Below are 19,710 nucleotides of genomic sequence, written 5' to 3' on the forward strand. Positions count from 1 at the left end.
GTAGCATATAATACGTACTTCGTAGGATTTTATCGACAAATTGACGTTGAGAGGATTTTTCCTTCTCCGGCTCTATAGCATTAATTAGCATCCCAAATAGATATTTATTCAAATTATTTTCTCATATTTGTTTAAAATCTAATGATATGGAACTGATTCGAACCCTTTCTCAGATGGTCAACTGCCTGCGTTCGCGCGGCATACGACGGAAAGTGGCGGTGGTCTGCCCGAACGACCCGCACACGGAATATGTCATTATCCGTAGCCTGAGAGAGGAGATTGCTGAATATCTGCTAGTCACAGATTCTGCTCATTTGAAAGAAGCGCTCGACTTGCGGGCAGCTTCTCCCGACTTTGTACGCATTTACGAAGCTGGAACACCGGATGAAGCGGCTGCACTGGCTGTGCAACTGGTACGCACGGGCGAGGCGGAAGTCCTGATGAAGGGACTTATCAACACCGACAACCTGCTGCGTGCGGTCCTGAAAAAAGGAGAGGGGCTGTTACCCGAAGGAGGAGTGCTGAGCCATGTGGCCGTGGCGCAGGTTCCTTTGTATCATAAACTGCTGTTTTTCTCGGATGCGGCAGTAATTCCTCGTCCTACTTTGGAACAATACCGTTCAATGATTGCCAACGACCTGGCTTTGTGTCGTACGTTGGGATGCGAAGAACCCCGGGTGGCACTGATACACTGCACGGAGAAAATCAACGAGAAATTTCCTCATACCCTGAGCTACGTGGAACTGAAAAAAGAAGCGCAGGAAGGCCGTTTCGGAAAAGTCTTTATCGACGGGCCGATGGATGCCAAGACCGCCTGCGACAAGCACAGCGGGGAGATAAAAGGACTTTCCTCGCCTGTGGTAGGCAATGCAGATATTCTGATTTTCCCTAATATCGAAGCGGGCAATACGTTTTACAAAACCCTGTCTCTGTTTGGCGATGCGAATATGGCAGGTATGCTGACCGGTACCATTGCACCGGTAGTAGTGCCTTCGCGGAGTGACTCCGGAAACTCCAAATACTACAGTCTGGTACTGGCATGTCTGGCAGGGACACGAAAAGAATAAAACTAGACCTTATGAAGATACTTGTCATCAATCCGGGCTCCACTTCTACGAAGCTGGCAGTCTACGAGAATGAGAATCCTATCTGGCGTGAAAGCATTGCGCATCCTTCCAAGGAGTTGGCCGGCTTTCACCATATTAATGAACAATATGAGTACCGTCGCAAGTGTGTGCACGATACGCTGGAGAAGGCTGGCATTCCGCTTGTCTTTGATGCCGTGATTGCCCGTGGAGGCTTGTTGAAACCTACTCCCGGAGGAGTATATCAGATTAACGAGCGAATCAAGCATGATTTATGGCATGCCGATATGGAACATGCATCGAATCTGGCGGCATGGATTGCCGATGAGATTGCGCATTGTGCCGGTTGTCCTTCTTATTTGGCCGATCCGGTGGTGACTGATGAGTTGCGCGATTTGGCCCGTATCTCCGGTATTCCGGAACTGCCGCGCATCTCTATTTTCCATGCCCTGAACAGTCGGGCTGTTTCCCGCAGTTATGCAGCTCGTATCGGACGAAAGTATGAAGAACTAAATCTGATTGTAGCCCATTTGGGAGGAGGCATCTCGGTCAGTGCCCATCATTATGGAAAGGTAGTCGATGTTAATAACGCCTTGAATGGAGAGGGGCCTTTCAGTCCGGAGCGGGCAGGAACGTTGCCGGCCCGGCAGTTGGTGGATATGTGTTTCAGCGGAAAATATACCTATGCCGAAATCCGTAAGATGATAAACGGTCGGGGAGGCCTGGTGGCTCATTTGGGTACCACCGATGTGCAGAGTATTATCCGTTGGGCACATGCCGGAGCCGAAAAGCACAAGTTAGTGCTGGATGCCATGCTTTATACGGTAGCCAAGCAGGTCGGTGCCATGCACATCGCACTTCACGGACAGACTGATGCTGTGATTCTGACTGGAGGTATCGCTTTCAATGACTATTGCATCCAGGGGTTGCGTGAATGGCTGGAAGGCCTGGCTCCGATTGTGGTAATTCCTGGTGAGGATGAAATGGGAGCATTGGCCATGAATGCCTTGGGAGTGCTGCGAGGAGAATTGACTTTGCAGGAGTATGCGCCGGAAACTTCATCGGATTGATTTGATTACTATCTGTATAATATGACAGTGATTCAGGATTAATTTGATTTGTCGGCAGAATTAATTGAAGTTCGGGTAAGTATTTTTTGAAATCCCTTTGTATATTCTCTGTTCCACAGTGCGGGATTTGTATTTCACAGTGTGAAATATGTATCCCACACTGTGGTTTTTGTATCCCACAGTGTGAAACAGAGAATTTGTCTTGACGTTTGAAAGAAAATTATCTTGGTTTGAATATTTTTAATGCGTTTGTAATGATATTGTTAGCTTTTAGAGTGAAGCAACTTTTATATAGGATAGACGTTTGCAAGCGGTTATTATTCGTATTTCAGAGCCTCATAACTTTTTTCTATTGAACACTTACTGCCACAAAAACGTCTCATAGGTGTATATTCATATTTTGTATATCCTTGGTGAAAGGGTAAATTAGGTGCTATATATCAGCATAGATTTTTTGTTATGTTTATCTGCCTTTGCATGATTCGGTAAGAATTCATATCTTTGTTTTCGTGTCTGTTTCATCTCTTTATCTTGTGTAACATGAAAAAGTACTTTCTTCTCATCCTATACATGCTTGTGTCGGCAATACAGGGATTGTACGGGCAGCAAATGTTTTACCTCCAATTAGACCGTATTCCTTTACAAGCCGATGCTTCAACTATCAGTTGTATTTTGCAAGATCAAAGTGGTCTTATTTGGATGGGGTCGAATGCTGGCTTGCTTAGTTATGACGGATATACCATACAATCTCACTTTGAATACGGAAAAAACAGTAACGTACGTATCTATTGCGGTGTTGTTGCAGGAGACTCTATCTTTCTTGGAGCAGACAACGGATTATTGATATATAATTACAAGACTGACCATTACGTTACTGCTGAAGTCTCTTTCCCAAACGATGTGCGTAGTCTTGCTTTCTACAAAAATAACCTTTGGATAGGAACATTAAACGGACTTTACCGATATACGCTTAATACACACGAACTGAAAGCTTTTACGCCCTATAACAGCCGTCTTCCCCATGTTGCTGTTTACTCACTATTGCATACGTCTGATGGAGAACTGTATATCGGGACCTATGACGGGGTATGTCGGTTGGATGAAACTGGTAATGATTTCTACCTCATCGGTATTCCTGCTGCTCGACGCGAAAAGAATTTTTTTGCCAATATAATGCTGGAGGATAAAGAGCGTAAATGTTTATGGATAGGAACAGAAGGCGAGTTGATTTGTCTGCGATACGGACGGGCAGAAAGTATTCCTCTCTTTCAGGACAATTCGGTGAAATCACTGGCTTTTGATGTCGATAGAAACTTACTGATAGGAACAGATAACGGACTATACATTTATAATCCTGCTACCGGAAAACATAACCATTTGTTCCACGATTCACGTAATAGTCACTCGCTATCAAATAATATCGTTTGGAGTATCTTTTCTGACAAAGATTCTAACATCTGGTTGGGTACAGATAATGGCGTATCCCTTGCCCGCAATACTCATCCTTATTTATTCATACCTGTATGGCAACTGACGCACAGTAGTGAGGGAAATTTATTCCATTCCATTTTCCGCGACAGTAAAGGTAATTACTGGCTGGGAGGTACAGACGGATTATTATTCGTAGAGCGCGGCTTGATAAATAGTAATCCGAAAACACGATGGTATAAGATGAACAAAAAAGATTACCCATTATCCCATAACCGTATACGCCATATTTATGAAGACCGAACAGGTAATTTATGGATTGCCACAGACGGTGGCATAGAGCGGTATGATGAATCGACTCAACAATTCATTCCATATACAATCGTTGACCGGACGCGTTCGTATAACGCGAATTGGGCTTACTATATGTTTGAAGACCTTGACGGGAATTTCTGGATAAGCACTTGTCTGGGCGGACTTTTTGTTATCCGGAAAGATAAATTGTTACATTCCGCATCGGGTTATTGTGTGGCCGACAAGAACTATACGACCCAAGACGGACTGAAAAGTATGTTTATCAACCAAGTGGTAGAAGACCGTAGCGGCAACGTGTGGATTATGTTATATAATAACGGGATTCAGAAACTGAATCCGAAGAGTGGGAAATTCACCGCATTCCGCCTGCCAAGAACAAATGAAGAAATCACTACCGATTTTCTGATGAGCGACAGCGAAGGATATCTTTGGGCAGGATGCCACAATAAAGTGTTGCGTATCAATCCCGTCACGGAGACAGTCACGGAAATCAATTTGAACCAGAAGAATTGTAATATTCTTTCCATGGCAGAAGTTGAAAGCAGCATTTGGGTTTCTACAACCAAAGGATTATGGGGAATTGACAAAAAGAACAATGCGGTATCACGCATCCCTGTCGGTGACCAGATGTTTACATGCGTCTGCTACGATAAGACTGACCGGCGTGTATTTTTGGGAGGTTATGATGGTATCGGGCTGTGTACTCCTTCGGCCGCTAGCAAAGCAGCAAAGTATCTTCCTGTCCACATCACTGCAATAACAGCCAACAACCAAAAGATAACTACCGACAGCAGTGTGCGGTACACACAAAACATCGAATTAAGTTACAAAGAAAATAATCTGTCGTTCGAATTTTCTGATTACTCGTATGACCATATAAAGAAAGGTAACTTTGTATATAAATTAGAAGGATTGGACAAGGACTGGCATCAGGTGGACGAACGTTCTAACCGCATTTCCTATACCAATATTCCTCACGGTAAATATACCCTGTTCATACGGCATGCCGGGGACAGACAAAAAACTGCTTCCATGCTTTCGGTTACCATTCTTTCGCCGTGGTATCAAACTTTGTGGGCAAAAATGGCTTATTTCCTTATTATCGGAGGATTGGTCGGATGGATAATCAACTTTTTCATGGTAAAAAACCGTCTGAAACTGGAACAGATGGAAAAACGCCAGATAATGGAACAGTCGCAGCAAAAATTAGATTTCTTATCAAATATTTCCCACGACCTGAAAAACCCGATCAGCATGATTGTCACTCCGATAAGCAAATTACTGATTGATGTGAAAGACTATCATCAAAAATCAATGTTGGAAGTGGTTTACCGAAATGCGGTCAGTCTGAATGAAATGATTCATAAGCTGTTGGAATTTAACCGTATAGACCGGAAAGAAGACTCTATGCTTATCGTGTCGCGTATCGAACTGGTTTCGTTTGTCAAGAACATATATGCCGTTTATAAAGAAGCGGATGTGGAAGAAAAATATCAATGGAATCTTTCCTGCAACACCAATTCTTTGTTTATGGACATGGATGTCATCAAACTTAAGTCAATAATAAACAACCTGCTTTCGAATGCAACTAAATATACGCCGCGGGGCGGCACTATCAGTATTGTAATTGAATATCATGAAGATTTGCAGGCTGTAAGCATCCGTATCGCTGACACCGGAATAGGCATTGCCGAAAATGAGCTGCCTTATGTCTTCCAGCGTTTTTATCAGTCTTCACGCACTAAACAGCAATACGAAGGCACCGGAATCGGACTTTACCTGGTAAAAACTTATACGGAACTACATCACGGAAAAGTTGAAGTAGCATCAACTATCCAAAAAGGAACAACTTTCACCGTGACTTTTCCCGTAGATGAATCGCTCAACTTGTCCGTATCCTCAACCCAGGAGCCGGAAACCAGAGAAGAAGCAGATAGCCACGAACTCAAGCCGTTGATTCTGATTGTAGATGACAATCCGGAAATGCGCAATGTCATCCAAACCATCCTGGCTGATGGTTACCGGTGTGTATTCGCAGCCAATGGGAAAGAAGGGCTGGAGGTTGTAAACAACCAGCAGCCCGACTTAATTATTTCCGACTTGATGATGCCCGTCATGGACGGCATTGAAATGAGTCGCATATTAAAGAAAAACCTGACTACTGCCGTGATTCCTATCATCATGCTGACCGCAAAAGATGATAAACAAACAGAACGCAAGAGCTTGCAGTCGCAGATAGATGCTTTCATCGCCAAACCTTTCGATGCTGAGATTCTTTACTTCAAAGTTTCCCAGCTGTTGCATAACAGGGTTGCCTACGAAACGAAGGCACGGATGGAAAAGATTTCTTCCCCTAAGCCAATTGAAGAAATAGCCTCGCAGGACGAAAAGTTTTTGACAGCTATAACCCAGCTTATCGAGGACCATATATCTGACTCCGACTTGAATGTCAATGCGCTTTGCAATCTTTCCGGTGTAGGAAGCAAACAAATCTACCGGAAAGTAAAACAGCTCACGGGCATGTCTCCGGTGGAATATATCAAATCCATCCGAATGAAGAAAGCCGCAATGCTGTTACAGCAGCGGAAATTTACCGTATCGGAGATCATGTACATGGTAGGTTATTCTAATGCGTCTTATTTCTCGAAATGTTTTCAGGGAGTATTTGGTAAAACCCCCAAACAATACGCTTCAGAAGACTGAAAAAAGCTGTTTTACAACAGTTGTCCGATTTCTTTTGTTATATGTCCGATATGTTTCTTTGAAGTAGCAGGTTGTATTCTACCTTTGCCACGAACAAAAAAACATAATACGTAACATGAAAAACAACATTTTTAATCTGCTGAAAGTGTTCCTGTTCTTTCTGATAATAACAGGAGGCGGAAACACAATCACACTTTCCGCGCAACAAAGCGGAAAAAGAATCATTACCGGACAAGTCATCGATGATGAAAATCAAGAACCTCTTATCGGAGTCAGTGTATTGGTAGTAGGTACCACAACCGGGACTATCACCGATTTCGATGGAAACTACTCAGTAGAACTTCCGGCAGGAAGCAAGCAACTTCAATTTTCGTACATCGGATACGCTTCTCAAACAGTAAATGTGTCTGCCAACGTATTAAACATTCGACTGAAATCGGATACAGAAATGCTGAGCGACGTGGTAGTCATCGGTTACGGTACACAGCGTAAAAGCGATTTGACCGGCTCGGTTACCAACGTGTCGAGCGAAGATTTCAATACGGGACTGGTCAGCTCGCCGGAGCAGCTTATCAATGGGAAAATCTCCGGTGTACAGATTATGTCGAACAGTGGTTCGCCTACGGCAGGTAGTACCATCCGTGTACGTGGAGGTGCTTCGCTGAACGCCAGCAACGACCCGCTTATCGTGCTGGATGGTGTGCCATTGGAACAAGGAGGTATCAGCGGAAACGATGGAAACTTCCTCAGTCTGATTAATCCGAATGACATTGAAAGCATGACCATTCTGAAAGATGCTTCTTCTACGGCAATCTATGGCTCACGTGCTTCAAATGGTGTTATCATCATCACTACTAAAAAAGGGAACTCCGACAAGTTGAAAGTAACGTTCAGTACAACCAATTCCATTCAGACCCGCACAAGAATGGCAGACATGCTGAGCTATGACCAGTTTGTAAACGTAGTAAAAACGCAAGGAAGTGCTGCCCAGCAAGCTTTATTGGGAACGGCAAACACCGACTGGAACGACCAGGTTTATCATAACGCTTTCGGAACAGATAACAACCTGAGTTTGGCAGGACGTATCGCCCCGAACTGGCCAATCCGCGTATCGGTAGGTTATTATAACCAGGATGGTTTGCTTAAAACAGACAATGCCGAACGCTTTACCGGTAGCCTTTCGTTGTCTCCGTCTTTTTTTGATGACCATCTGAAATTGACTATCAATGCCAAAGGTTCGCTCAATAAGAACCAGTTTGCCAACACTTCGGCCATCTGGGGAGCTTCTACCATGAATCCCACTATACCTGTTTATTCTGGGACTGACGCATTTGGAGGCTTTACAGAAGCCATTACGGGCGATGGGAGTCCGGTGACGGGCGGAGTAAGGAATCCGGTTGGTTTACTGGAACAACGCGATGCTCATAGCAAGGTAGTCCGTTTTATCGGTAACTTCGATGTTGACTACCGTTTGCATTTCTTCCCTGACTTGAAACTCCATGCCACATTGGGATACGACTATGCCGAAGGAAAAGGATCGGAATACGTATCGCCCGAAGCTGCTCAATATTATACTACCGGGGGATATTATTATCCGTATGGACCGCAGAAAAACGAGAACAGGCTGCTGACCCTGTATGCTAACTACAATAAGTTTGTTGATACCCTCAACAGCAGTTTCGATGCAACCGTAGGATATGATTACCAATATTGGAAATCCGCCACTCCGGCTACTACACAAATGAATGCCGCCGGAGAAATACAAACTCAATACAGGACATCCGACCAACGTCATGTGTTGCTTTCGTACTACGGACGTCTGAATTATTCTTACGGTTCGCGCTATATGCTGACGGCTACTGTTCGCCGTGATGCCACCTCCCGCTTTGCACAATCGCAGCGCTGGGGTACATTCCCTTCTGTTGCTTTAGGATGGAGAGTTACGGAAGAATCGTTTATGAAAGACCAACAAGTATTAAGTAACCTGAAACTGCGTGCAAGTTATGGAGTCACTGGCCAGCAAGACGGTATTGGCAATTATAATTACCTGCCTGTTTATACCATCAGCCAAGATGGGGCACAAGGTATCGTAGGAGGTACTCCTATTTATACATACCGCCCGGAAGCATACGTATCAGACTTGAAATGGGAAACAACTACCTCGTGGAACTTTGGATTCGACTTTGGTTTCTTGAAAGACCGCATCACGGGTAGCTTGGATTATTATACTCGGAAAACAAAAGATTTGATTGCCACGGTTCCTGCCGCCGCAGGTTCTACGTTCGACCGCAACATCACAACCAATGTCGGTAACGTAGACAGCCAAGGTATTGAATTGTCTTTAAACGCTACACCGGTTCAAACCAAAGATTTAACATGGGATGTCAGCTTTAATATGACTTGGCAGAAAATGAAGGTTAAGAATTTGTCGATTGTGGAAGGAGGACAAGCTACCAACACACAAGTAGGGCCGGCGGTAGACGGACAATATGTGCAAACCCTTTCCGAAGGATATGAACCCTATATGTTTTATGTATATAAGCAGCTGTACGATGAAAAAACCGGAAAGCCTATTGAAGGTGTTTATGCCGATTTAAACAATGACGGTACTATCAACGAAGGCGACTTATACCGCTACCATTCGCCTGCCCCGGATTTTATCATGGGATTAAGTACTTCACTACAATGGAAACGATGGAACCTGGGCATGAGTTTCCGTGCCAATATCGGTAACTATGTTTACAATGGCATGGCTATGACTACCGGAGCCTTTGAAACAATGAGCTACAATGCTTATCAGTTGAACAATCTTTCAACCAGCTATCTGGAAACCGGATTCCAGACCCGCCAGCATTTATCCGACCATTACGTTGAAAATGCTTCTTTCTTAAAGATGGACAATCTTACATTGGGTTATAACTTCGGAGAAATCTTCAAGGGATGCAACCTCAATGTCAGTGCGATGGTTCAAAACGTATTCTGTATCACCAGATACAGTGGCGTAGACCCGGAAGTACCTAATGGTGTGGACAATACGTTTTATCCGCGTCCGCGTACTTATTCTTTGAATATCGGACTTAATTTTTAATCTTCAATCCAGTACCAAGCTATGAAACGAATATTATATACAGCAATGATTTGCTGCGGATGTTTTCTTACTCCTTCCTGCGTAGGAGATTTGGATCAGTTCCCGCATACGGAAATCACTTCCGAAAATATTTATAACAGTGCAGAAAGTTATTATCAGGTATTAGCAAAATTATATACGGCAATGGTCACTACCGGCCAGGAACAGAACGGCAGTCAAGACCTCTCAAGCAACAAAGGATTCGATTACATGCGCTGTTATTTTAACCTGCAAGAAGTCGGTACCGATGAAGTGGCCTATACATGGTTATCCGGTGAAACGCTGAGCGACATCAGCAACCTCTCTTGGGATGCTACCGATGTATGGGTTTCGGATATGTACTATCGTATCTATTATAACATTGCGCTTTGTAATGAGTTTCTCCGTCATACTACAGACGATGCAATCGCTGCATTCGACGGACAAACACAGTCTACCCTGCGTACATATCGTGCGGAAGCCCGTTTCCTCCGCGCACTGTTTTATTACCACGCACTCGACTTTTTCCATGATATTCCATTTGTCTCTGAAAACGACCCTGTGGGCAGTTACATTCCCCCACGCTATACAGCCCAACAGATTTTCGATTTTATTGAGACGGAATTAAATGAAATTACAGGAACAGAGAACGGATTGCTGAACCGCGACGAATGCCCTTACGGACGTGCTTCGAAAGGAGCGGCTTACACGCTGCTGGCAAGAATGTATCTGAACGCTGAAACCTATATCGGCGAGGCTCGCTATACTGAATGTATCACTGCTTGTAACCATGCCATCGAACAAGGCTATACGCTGGAACAGGATTATGCCAAGCTGTTTAATGCTGATAATGATAAACGTACCAACGAAATTATTTTTACACTTCCTGTTGATGCTACCACTACTGTTTCATGGGGAGCTTCCACGTATGTGGTATGTGCGGCGGTACCTGCCGGCATGGCACAAAACTCAGTCGGAGTAGCCAGCGGATGGGGGTCTATGAGAATGCGCGGTGCTGCCTCTGCCCAATTCAATAATGACCCCAGAGGTATGTTTATCACCGAAGGGCAAACCCTCAATATTACAGACATGACTAACGAGAAGGAAGGTTATGTGGTAACTAAATGGTCAAACGTAACCGATGCGGGAGAAACGGCATCCAATACGGCACAATCGGGTGTGAATACGGACTTCCCGTTATTCCGTCTGGCAGATGTTTACTTGATGTATGCCGAAGCTACGGCACGGGGCGGGCAAGGAGGCAGCATGGATCAGGCTTACAAGTATGTAAACGAACTGAGGGACCGTGTGGGAGCTGAACCGATTCCGAACTGGGCTGCCATGACCAATGACAATTGTATCTTTTTCCTTGCCGAACGCTTGCGCGAACTGTATTGGGAAGGCACACGGCGTACTGACTTGATTCGCTTTAACCGTTTTACTTCTAATACATACGTATGGGAGTGGAAAGGAGGAACACTGGCAGGAACAGGGGTAGACAGCAAATATAACATTTATCCTATTCCGTCTACCGAACTGACTGCCAATCCGAATTTATATAATGAGAACTATTAATACTTAAACTCTTTTGTTATGAAAACGATAAAAAGCCTGTTTGCCGTATTGTTCGCATTGCTTGCTTTTTCGGCTTGCGAGAAAGATGGCGACAAAATATATTTGCAGAGCCTGGAAAGCAATAACTTAATGGCTACCACCGACAGGGTTGAACTGAATGCTGACTTGGCTCAAGAGATAGTGGTTTCACTGGCGTGGACAGACCGCACGATTCAGATAAGTGACCCTGCGGTAGGAACAACTGTCACCGTTACAACCTATGTGGAAGCATCGCTGTCGGAGGATTTTTCTACCACCGTCAGCAAGACTGCAACGACTTCACTTTCCATCGCATTCACAGGGCTGGAACTGAACTCATTAGCAAGCGAGATTGGAGCTGTTACGGGACGGAATAATAAGATTTATTTCCGTCTGGCAGGAACTACCGGAACAAATATTCCTCCGGTATACAGCAATGTGGTAAGTATCGATGTCACACCATACAAAATGGATATGAACACCGGTACTGTCATCCTGTCAAATGATCAGACGGAGAATTTGGGTGAAACAGGTGTTACTTTTTACTCACCGGATGCCGACGGTATATACAGCGGATTTATCTCTATACCTGAAGCATGGTATCATATCCTTCTTAAAGAAGGAGACGGCTCGATATGGGGAACATCAGGAAGCGAAGGGGCATTCCATCTTACAGACGACCCGAACAACTCGCTCCAGAATATGTGGTTTCCTGGAACAGCTGGATGTTACTATGTTATCGTCAATACGCAAGCGGCAGAATGGAGTGCGCTTCATATCAGTTCGCTCTCTGTCAGCGGACTGACAAGCGAAAGCATCGACCTTACGTTAGACCAAGCCACAAACCAATGGGTTGCCACATTTACTGCCGACGCTGCCGGAAGCCGCACGATAACCATCAACGGGCAGGGAGAACAGTATAATGTGGAAACCGGAGACGGCTCGGGCACAGCCACCGGCATTGCGTTTGCCGCCGATGGAGAGCATGTCGCTTTAGCCGAAACTGCCGGAAACATTACGGTTGATGTGCCGCAGGCAGGAGAATGTACCGTCCGACTGAATCTGTATGATCCGACAAACTGCACGGTCAGCGTAGAGGCAGGAGCAGCCGAACTGCCGGGCGGAGGAGACTCCGGTGAAGAGACTCCCGTCACGCTTCCCGAATCGCTCGACGTGGTTTCTTATTCTACCGGTTCCGAAGTCATCCTGACTACACTCTACCCTACCGGCAGCGAAAGCGGTGTGTACACAGGCACTTATTCCGGAGAAGTAAGAGACCAAATCAACATCGTAGACCGGACGAACTCGGTATGGTATGGATGCGACCCGGATGAAAACTCGCAACTGTCTTCACAAGACGACAAATGGAATATATGGTTCGACGGAACCGGAGCGGTTACCCTTACCGTTGACCTTACTAACATGACTTGGAATTACACAGCAAATTAAAAAACGAAACAACCATGAAAAAGATAAAAAACTGGTGGATGGGCTTACTCCTATTGGCGGGGGTTGCCATCACTTCCTGCAACGACGATGATAAACCGGTATTCCCCGAAATTCCGGAAGAGACATACGATATGACGGGATTTGCCCGCGGTGCCGATGTAAGCTGGCTGACCGAAATGGAAGCTAACGGAAGGAAATTTTATGATGCCGACGGAAAAGAACGGGAATGTATGTCTCTGCTCCGCGAACTTGGGATGAATGCTATCCGTTTACGTGTGTGGGTGAATCCTGTCGACGGCTGGTGTAACCAAGCCGACGTAGTTGCCAAAGCATGGCGGGCACATAACTTGGGATACCGGCTGATGATTGATTTTCATTACAGCGATACATGGGCGGATCCGGGAAATCAAACCAAACCGGCGGCTTGGGAGGATTATTCGTTTGATGAACTGCGTCAGGCTGTCGCCAACCATACGACTGAAGTATTGACTACGCTTAAAAATCAAGGTATCGACGTGGAATGGGTACAAGTAGGAAACGAAACCAGCAACGGCATGTTGTTTGACGAAGGCAAGGCAAGCACGGATATGGCAAACTTTGCGGCATTGGTCAATTCGGGTTACGATGCTGTAAAAACGGTTTATCCTGAAGCTCAGGTTATTGTTCATTTAGACCGGGGTAACGAGTTGACGCATTATGCATGGATATTTAATGGCTTGCAAGGGAACGGAGCGAAATGGGATATTATCGGAATGTCGCTTTATCCGGGCGAAGACCCTGATGAAAACAATGGACTGGCTGAATGGAGTCCGGTAGATGAAAACGGGCAGACATGGAAGGCACAAAACGATGCTTGCATTGCCAATATGCAATCGCTTATCAGTACGTATCATACCCAAATCATGGTTTGCGAGATAGGTATCCCGTGGAACTACGAACAAGCTGAAGCCTTTTATTCCGATTTCATGACCAAAGCTAAACAGGTAGAGGGATGCTTGGGGGTATTTGTTTGGGAACCGGAATGTTATGGAGGATGGAACGGATACCAAAAGGGCTTATTTGATGACAGCGGAAAACCTACTGCCTCACTGAATGCTTTCGCTCGTAACTAAAATTTGTTATCAGGAGGGGAGTAGTGAAAAGACTTCCCTCCTGAATAGATTATTCAAATCTAACTATTCAAAAACCAACAATATGAAACATACAAACCTATTTAAACTCATCTTCTTCTTTGTATGTGTTATCACGTCGGGCTCTGTATGGGCACAACGCAGCGAGCAACTGTTAGAAAAAGGATGGCGGTTCACAAAAGGAGACGTGAAAGGGGCCGAGACTCCCGGATTTGATGATTCGGAGTGGGAGGCTGTTACGATTCCTCACGACTGGGCTATCTTTGGTCCGTTCGACCGCAGCCATGATTTACAGAACGTAGCTGTTACCCAGAATTTTGAAACGGAGGCTTCGGTGAAAACCGGACGGACGGGCGGATTGCCATACGTGGGTGTAGGCTGGTATCGTACTACTTTCCATGCACCTGCCGGCAAACAGATTACGCTGATGTTCGACGGCGCGATGAGCGAAGCCCGTATCTACGTAAATGGAAAAGAAATAGGCTTTTGGCCCTGGGGATATAATTCTTTCTATTTTGATGTAACACCGTATGTCAATAAAGATGGACAAGCAAACACGCTGGCAGTACGCTTGGAAAACCGTCCGCAGTCTTCGCGCTGGTATCCCGGAGCCGGACTTTACCGGAATGTGCATGTCATTGCTACAGACGACATACACGTACCCGTTTGGGGTACGAAACTGACTACCCCACACGTAAGTGTTGATTATGCTTCGGTAAAATTACTTACAACGGTAGCAAATGCCGACAATAAAGATGTCCGTATCGTAACCGAGATTGTTTCGCCCGAAGGAAAGATAGTTGCCGCCAAAGACAATACGCGCAAAATCACTAACGGAATGTCTTTCGAACAAAACTTTCTGGTAAATTCCCCGATGTTGTGGTCGCCCGAAAGTCCTTCATTGTACAAAGCCGTTTCTAAAGTCTATGCAGACAACCGGCTTGTTGATGAATATACCACCCGTTTCGGCATTCGCAGTCTGGAGTTTGTAGCCGACAAAGGATTTTTTCTGAACGGCAAGCACCGCAAATTTCAAGGAGTATGCAATCATCACGATTTAGGGCCGTTGGGAGCGGCTATCAATGTATCTGCCTTGCGCCATCAGCTGATTTTACTGAAAGACATGGGATGTGATGCCATCCGTACCGGACATACCATGCCTGCCCCTGAGCTGGTGGAACTTTGCGACGAGATGGGTATCATGCTGATGGTTGAATCGTTCGATGAATGGGATATAGCCAAGTGTGAGAACGGATACCACCGCTTTTTCAATGAATGGGCGGAAAAAGACATTGTAAACATGGTTCGCCATTACCGCAACAATCCCAGCGTGGTGATGTGGAGCATCGGCAACGAGGTTCCTACCCAATGGAAACCAGAAGGTTGCAAAGTTGCTGCATTCTTACAGGAAATTTGCCATCGAGAAGATTCTACACGTCCTGTCACTTGCGGCATGGATCAGGTTTTGAGTGTGTTAGACAATGGATTTGCTGCCTTGTTGGATGTTCCCGGTTTCAATTATCGTACCCACCTCTATACGGAAGCATATAACCGCCTGCCGCAAAATATCGTGCTGGGTTCAGAAACCGCTTCTACGGTCAGCTCGCGTGGAGTATATAAGTTCCCGGTCGTTAAACGCCACACAGCGATGTATGACGACCACCAGTCTACCGGATATGATTTGGAATATTGTTCATGGAGTAATGTACCCGATGAAGATTTTGCATTAGCTGATGATTATCCGTGGACAATCGGGCAGTTCGTATGGACCGGCTTCGATTATCTGGGCGAACCCTCGCCTTACGATACTGATGCTTGGCCCAGTCACAGCTCATTGTTCGGTATCATTGATTTGGCAAGCTTGCCTAAAGATCGTTATTACTTATATCGTAGCATCTGGAATAAACAGTCGCCTACATTATATATATTGCCCCACTGGACTTGGCATGGGAGAGAAGGAAAAAATACGCCTGTGTTTGTTTATACCAGCTATCCCGAAGCCGAACTTTTTGTCAACGGAAAAAGTTATGGCAGGCAGTGCAAACTTACGGTCGAGGAAAGCAGGGCATTACAGGGAAAAGATTCGCTCTGGCTGCAACGCCGCTACCGCCTGATGTGGACAGACGTGGTTTACGAGCCGGGCGAAGTAAGAGTAGTGGCTTATGACGAAGCAGGAAAAGCGGTGGCAGAACAGACAGTCCGTACTGCCGGAAAGCCGCATCATATCGAACTTTCCACCCCTCACCATACACTAAATGCCGATGGAAAAGAGCTTGCTTATGTAACCTTGCGCATCGTAGATAAAGACGGCAATCTCTGTCCTACCGACGGGCGCTTGGTTAACTTTAGGGTAAAAGGAGCCGGAACTTACCGTGCTTCAGCCAATGGCGACCCCACTTGCCTCGATCTTTTCCATCTGCCCCGGATGCACGTTTTTAACGGAATGTTGACGGTTATCCTCCAGGCGGGCGAAGAAGCCGGCACATTGGAACTGCAAGCTACAGCTAAAGGCGTAAAAAGCGGAAGTATCCGGATTAACGTGAAACCTGTAAAATAACTGGGTATGAAGAAGATAATATATCTTGCGTGGATGGCTCTTTGTTCCTTCCACGCGTATGGACAAACAGACACTACGTTCTACAAAGGTGCCGACATCAGTTGGACTACCCAACTCGAAGCAGAAGGGCACCGGTTTTATAATCAGAAAGGCGAAGAACGTGAATGTACTGCCCTGATGAAAGAATTAGGGCTTAACGCCATCCGTCTGCGCGTGTGGGTAGACCCTGAAGACGGATGGAGCAGCAAGGAAGATATGCTTACACTGGCTAAGCGCGCTCAAGCAAACGACATGGAGCTGATGGTAGACTTTCATTATAGCGATTTTTGGGCAGACCCTGCACATCAAACCATTCCACGTGCTTGGCAGAACCTGTCGTTCGAAGATTTGAAGGTAGCTGTGGCCACACATACACGCGATGTCTTGTTGCTACTTAAAAATAGCGGCATCAAACCTCGCTGGGTACAGGTGGGCAACGAAACCAGCGACGGTTTCCTTTGGGAGGTGGGACGCGCCAGCACTAATATGCCGCAATATGCTGCCTTGACCACTGCAGGTTATGATGCCGTAAAAGATATTTTCCCGGAAACGACTGTCATCGTCCACCTTGACAACGGGTTTAACAACGAATTGTATAATTATATCTTTGACGGACTGAAGGCTAACGGAGGGAAATGGGACATGATAGGTATGTCGCTTTATCCGTACTGGTCGATTATGTACAAACACGTTAAAAATGCTGATGAAGCGATAACGCGGTGTATGGATAATATTCGTCGGATGAGCCGAAAATATAACTGCCCCGTCATGATTGTTGAAACGGGAATGGAGTCGGCAAAACCGGAAGAAGGGAAAGCGCAGCTTGCCCGTATCATCCGCCAAGCCCGTATGGAAACCGAAGGAAAATGCCGGGGTGTGTTTTATTGGGAACCCGAATGTAAACCCACTCCTTACGTATTGGGTGCATTTACTGCCGATGGACACCCTACCGCCATTATGGAAGCCTTTACGGAAAATTAGTGAGTGTAAGAGTTTGAAAAGCCTTTTTTTATTGCATTCTATTTTTTCATAAGGTAATTTTCAATTACGTTTAATTATTAGGCTCAGTCCTTCATGGAGCATATCATGGCTTCATTACTATGTCTGTAAAAAACGGGTTCTGGAAGTTGTCATATTGCTTCTAGAACCCGTTTTCTTACTGCTCGTATTCTTTCTTCCGCTTCGGATTCATCGGGAACCAGCCTTTCAGTACGCGTTCGCGCTGTTCGAAGACCTCCTTGATGGTCCAGAAAGAAGAGAATGAGAAAACTCCCAACAGGGTCGACAGCAGAATCTGACTTACCAGTATGTAATCGATGACCTATATTTCAGTAATTTATCTTATTATGGACAGAAGGCGGCTGGAGCATTGAAATAAATTTTTTATGGTATATTCAAATCAGTTATAATTTGAGAAAGAAATATTTATTGTTTCATTTAATTGATTAATTTTGTGTTTATACGATAGATTTGAATTTGGTTTAACTTATAGTTATTGTATCTAGAATGAAGAAATTCTTGATTTCGTTGTTTCTGCTTTTTTTTGCTATTGTTTCTATGGCAGATGAGATGCCTATGTTGTTATCAGAGCTTGATAAAGCAATTAAAGAACGTCCTTTGTATATAAAGAAGCGTTTGGAATACTTGGAGCGTTTGAATAAAATGTTAGATAATTCAGAAACTAATGAACAACGTTATCATATATTAGGAGAGTTATATTCTGGATATTCTTCTTTTAATGCTGACTCTTCATTGCATGTGGCTCGTGCTATTTATGAAGTTGCTCAACGTATCCAGAATGAGGATTACCAGATAAATGCTTTAATGAATATGGCGGAGATTTCTGGAGTTGCTGGTATGTTTAAAGAATCTCTGGATTTGATGAAAAAGGTTAATCGGGAACGGTTGCCTGATTATTTGCGACCTTATTATTATCATGTTTATCGTACTGTTTATGGGAATATGGCTGATTATACGGTTTCTGTTGCCCAAAAAGGCCAATATAATAGATTAACGGATTCTTATAGAGATTCTATTTTGCTGGTAAATAATCAGGAGTCTGTTACTTATCAAATTGTTAAGGCTGATCGTTATAATGTTCATGGTCAATGTAAGGAAGCTATTGCAATGCTTGAAGATTATACTAATAAACATAAAATGGAAGTTCATGATGAGGCTATACTTTATTATACATTATCAAACTCTTATTCTTTAATTGGAGATAAAGAGAACCAGAAACGCTGTTTGTTGCTTTCTGCTATAGCTGATATGAAATCGGGAGTTAGAGAATATGCTTCCTTGAGAGAACTGGCTGTGTTACTTTATCAAGAGGGAGACCTCGATCGTGCTTATTCTTATTTGAAACTTTGTATGGAAGATGCAGCTATGTGTAATGCCCGTTTACGGATTATAGAAACCTTGAAAATATTTCCGGTGATAAATGAGGCTTATCATTTAGAAAAAGCAAGGCGGCAGCATAAGTTACAAATAATGTTTATTTGTATTTGTATCTTGTCATTTATTTTATTGGGAGGAGTTTATTATATGTATTGCCAGATGAAACGTCTGGCGGTAGCACGACGTCAAGTAATAGATGCGAACCGGAAACTACAGGATTTAAACAATGACTTGTGCCTGTCAAATGCTAAGTTGAAGGAGTTGAATCACGCATTGAGTGAGAATACTTATTTAAAGGAGATTTACATAGGACGTTATCTTGATCAATGCTCAACGTATATTGAGAAGTTGGATGAATACCGTAAAAGTTTAGCTAAATTAGCTGCGGTTGGAAAGGTTGAGGAATTGTATCATCAGTTGAAGTCTTCTCGACTGGTTGATAAAGAATTAAAAGATTTTTATGCGAGTTTTGATGATACCTTTTTGTTGCTGTTTCCGACTTTTGTTGATGATTTTAATAAACTATTAATTGAAAGTGAAAAAGTTCATTTAAAGCCGAATGAACGGCTTAATACAGAGTTGCGTATTTTTGCATTGATTCGGTTAGGTATTACAGATAGTGTAAAAATAGCTCAGTTCCTTCGTTATTCGGTTACTACCATTTATAATTATCGAACTAAGGCACGGAATAAGGCGGCTTGCAATCGGGATGAATTTGAAAAATATGTCATGCAAATTGGTAGTTTAGAGCAGTAGCGTCTTGTTTTTCATTTATTGGATTACTACTTTTTTGACATTGAAATCATTTTCTAATATTATAATAATAAGAATGTTATGA

10 protein-coding genes and 1 pseudogene are annotated in these 19,710 nt (G+C 44.3%); 10 read left to right on the forward strand and 1 reads right to left on the reverse strand.

The window, feature by feature from the left end:
* Positions 1-146 precede the first annotated feature (146 nt).
* From DXD04_RS01175 to DXD04_RS01215, 9 genes are all read left to right on the forward strand, one after another.
* Entirely contained in the window at positions 147-1,067 is a 921-nt protein-coding gene (locus DXD04_RS01175; protein WP_117670111.1) for a phosphate acyltransferase, read from the forward strand.
* An 11-nt stretch (positions 1,068-1,078) separates the two neighbouring features.
* On the forward strand, positions 1,079-2,155 hold the full coding sequence (gene buk, locus DXD04_RS01180) for a butyrate kinase (RefSeq protein WP_117670113.1): 1,077 nt from the start codon (positions 1,079-1,081) through the stop codon (positions 2,153-2,155).
* 540 nt (positions 2,156-2,695) lie between these two features.
* On the forward strand, positions 2,696-6,601 hold the full coding sequence (locus DXD04_RS01185; protein ID WP_117670115.1) for a hybrid sensor histidine kinase/response regulator transcription factor: 3,906 nt from the start codon (positions 2,696-2,698) through the stop codon (positions 6,599-6,601).
* A gap of 115 nt (positions 6,602-6,716) precedes the next feature.
* Positions 6,717-9,689, forward strand: coding sequence for a SusC/RagA family TonB-linked outer membrane protein (locus DXD04_RS01190; RefSeq protein WP_117670117.1), 2,973 nt, complete (start codon positions 6,717-6,719; stop codon positions 9,687-9,689).
* Positions 9,690-9,710: 21 nt separating this feature from the next.
* Complete coding sequence (locus DXD04_RS01195; protein WP_117670119.1) at positions 9,711-11,282, forward strand: RagB/SusD family nutrient uptake outer membrane protein; 1,572 nt, start codon at positions 9,711-9,713, stop codon at positions 11,280-11,282.
* A gap of 18 nt (positions 11,283-11,300) precedes the next feature.
* The gene (locus tag DXD04_RS01200; RefSeq protein ID WP_117670121.1) at positions 11,301-12,749 is read left to right on the forward strand and encodes a DUF5114 domain-containing protein; all 1,449 of its coding nucleotides are present in this window, start codon (positions 11,301-11,303) and stop codon (positions 12,747-12,749) included.
* Positions 12,750-12,763: 14 nt separating this feature from the next.
* Positions 12,764-13,861 (forward strand): glycoside hydrolase family 53 protein, encoded by a 1,098-nt coding sequence (locus DXD04_RS01205; protein ID WP_117670123.1) that lies wholly within the window; start codon positions 12,764-12,766, stop codon positions 13,859-13,861.
* A gap of 82 nt (positions 13,862-13,943) precedes the next feature.
* Positions 13,944-16,436 carry a glycoside hydrolase family 2 TIM barrel-domain containing protein gene (locus tag DXD04_RS01210; RefSeq protein ID WP_117670125.1) on the forward strand — a complete coding sequence of 831 codons (2,493 nt, stop codon included), beginning with the start codon at positions 13,944-13,946 and terminating at the stop codon, positions 16,434-16,436.
* Positions 16,437-16,442: 6 nt separating this feature from the next.
* Positions 16,443-17,456, forward strand: a complete 1,014-nt coding sequence (locus DXD04_RS01215; RefSeq protein WP_117670127.1) for a glycoside hydrolase family 53 protein — start codon at positions 16,443-16,445, stop codon at positions 17,454-17,456.
* A 175-nt stretch (positions 17,457-17,631) separates the two neighbouring features.
* On the opposite strand, the pseudogene DXD04_RS01220 reads toward DXD04_RS01215, so the two are convergent.
* A pseudogene (locus DXD04_RS01220) lies at positions 17,632-17,781 on the reverse strand (DUF4491 family protein); the annotation flags it as partial.
* 200 nt (positions 17,782-17,981) lie between these two features.
* Between DXD04_RS01220 and DXD04_RS01225 the strand changes: the two are divergent.
* On the forward strand, positions 17,982-19,628 hold the full coding sequence (locus DXD04_RS01225; RefSeq protein WP_220444605.1) for a DUF6377 domain-containing protein: 1,647 nt from the start codon (positions 17,982-17,984) through the stop codon (positions 19,626-19,628).
* Positions 19,629-19,710 lie beyond the last annotated feature (82 nt).

The sequence above is a fragment of the Phocaeicola plebeius genome (assembly GCF_003437535.1).
GTDB lineage: Bacteria > Bacteroidota > Bacteroidia > Bacteroidales > Bacteroidaceae > Phocaeicola > Phocaeicola plebeius_A.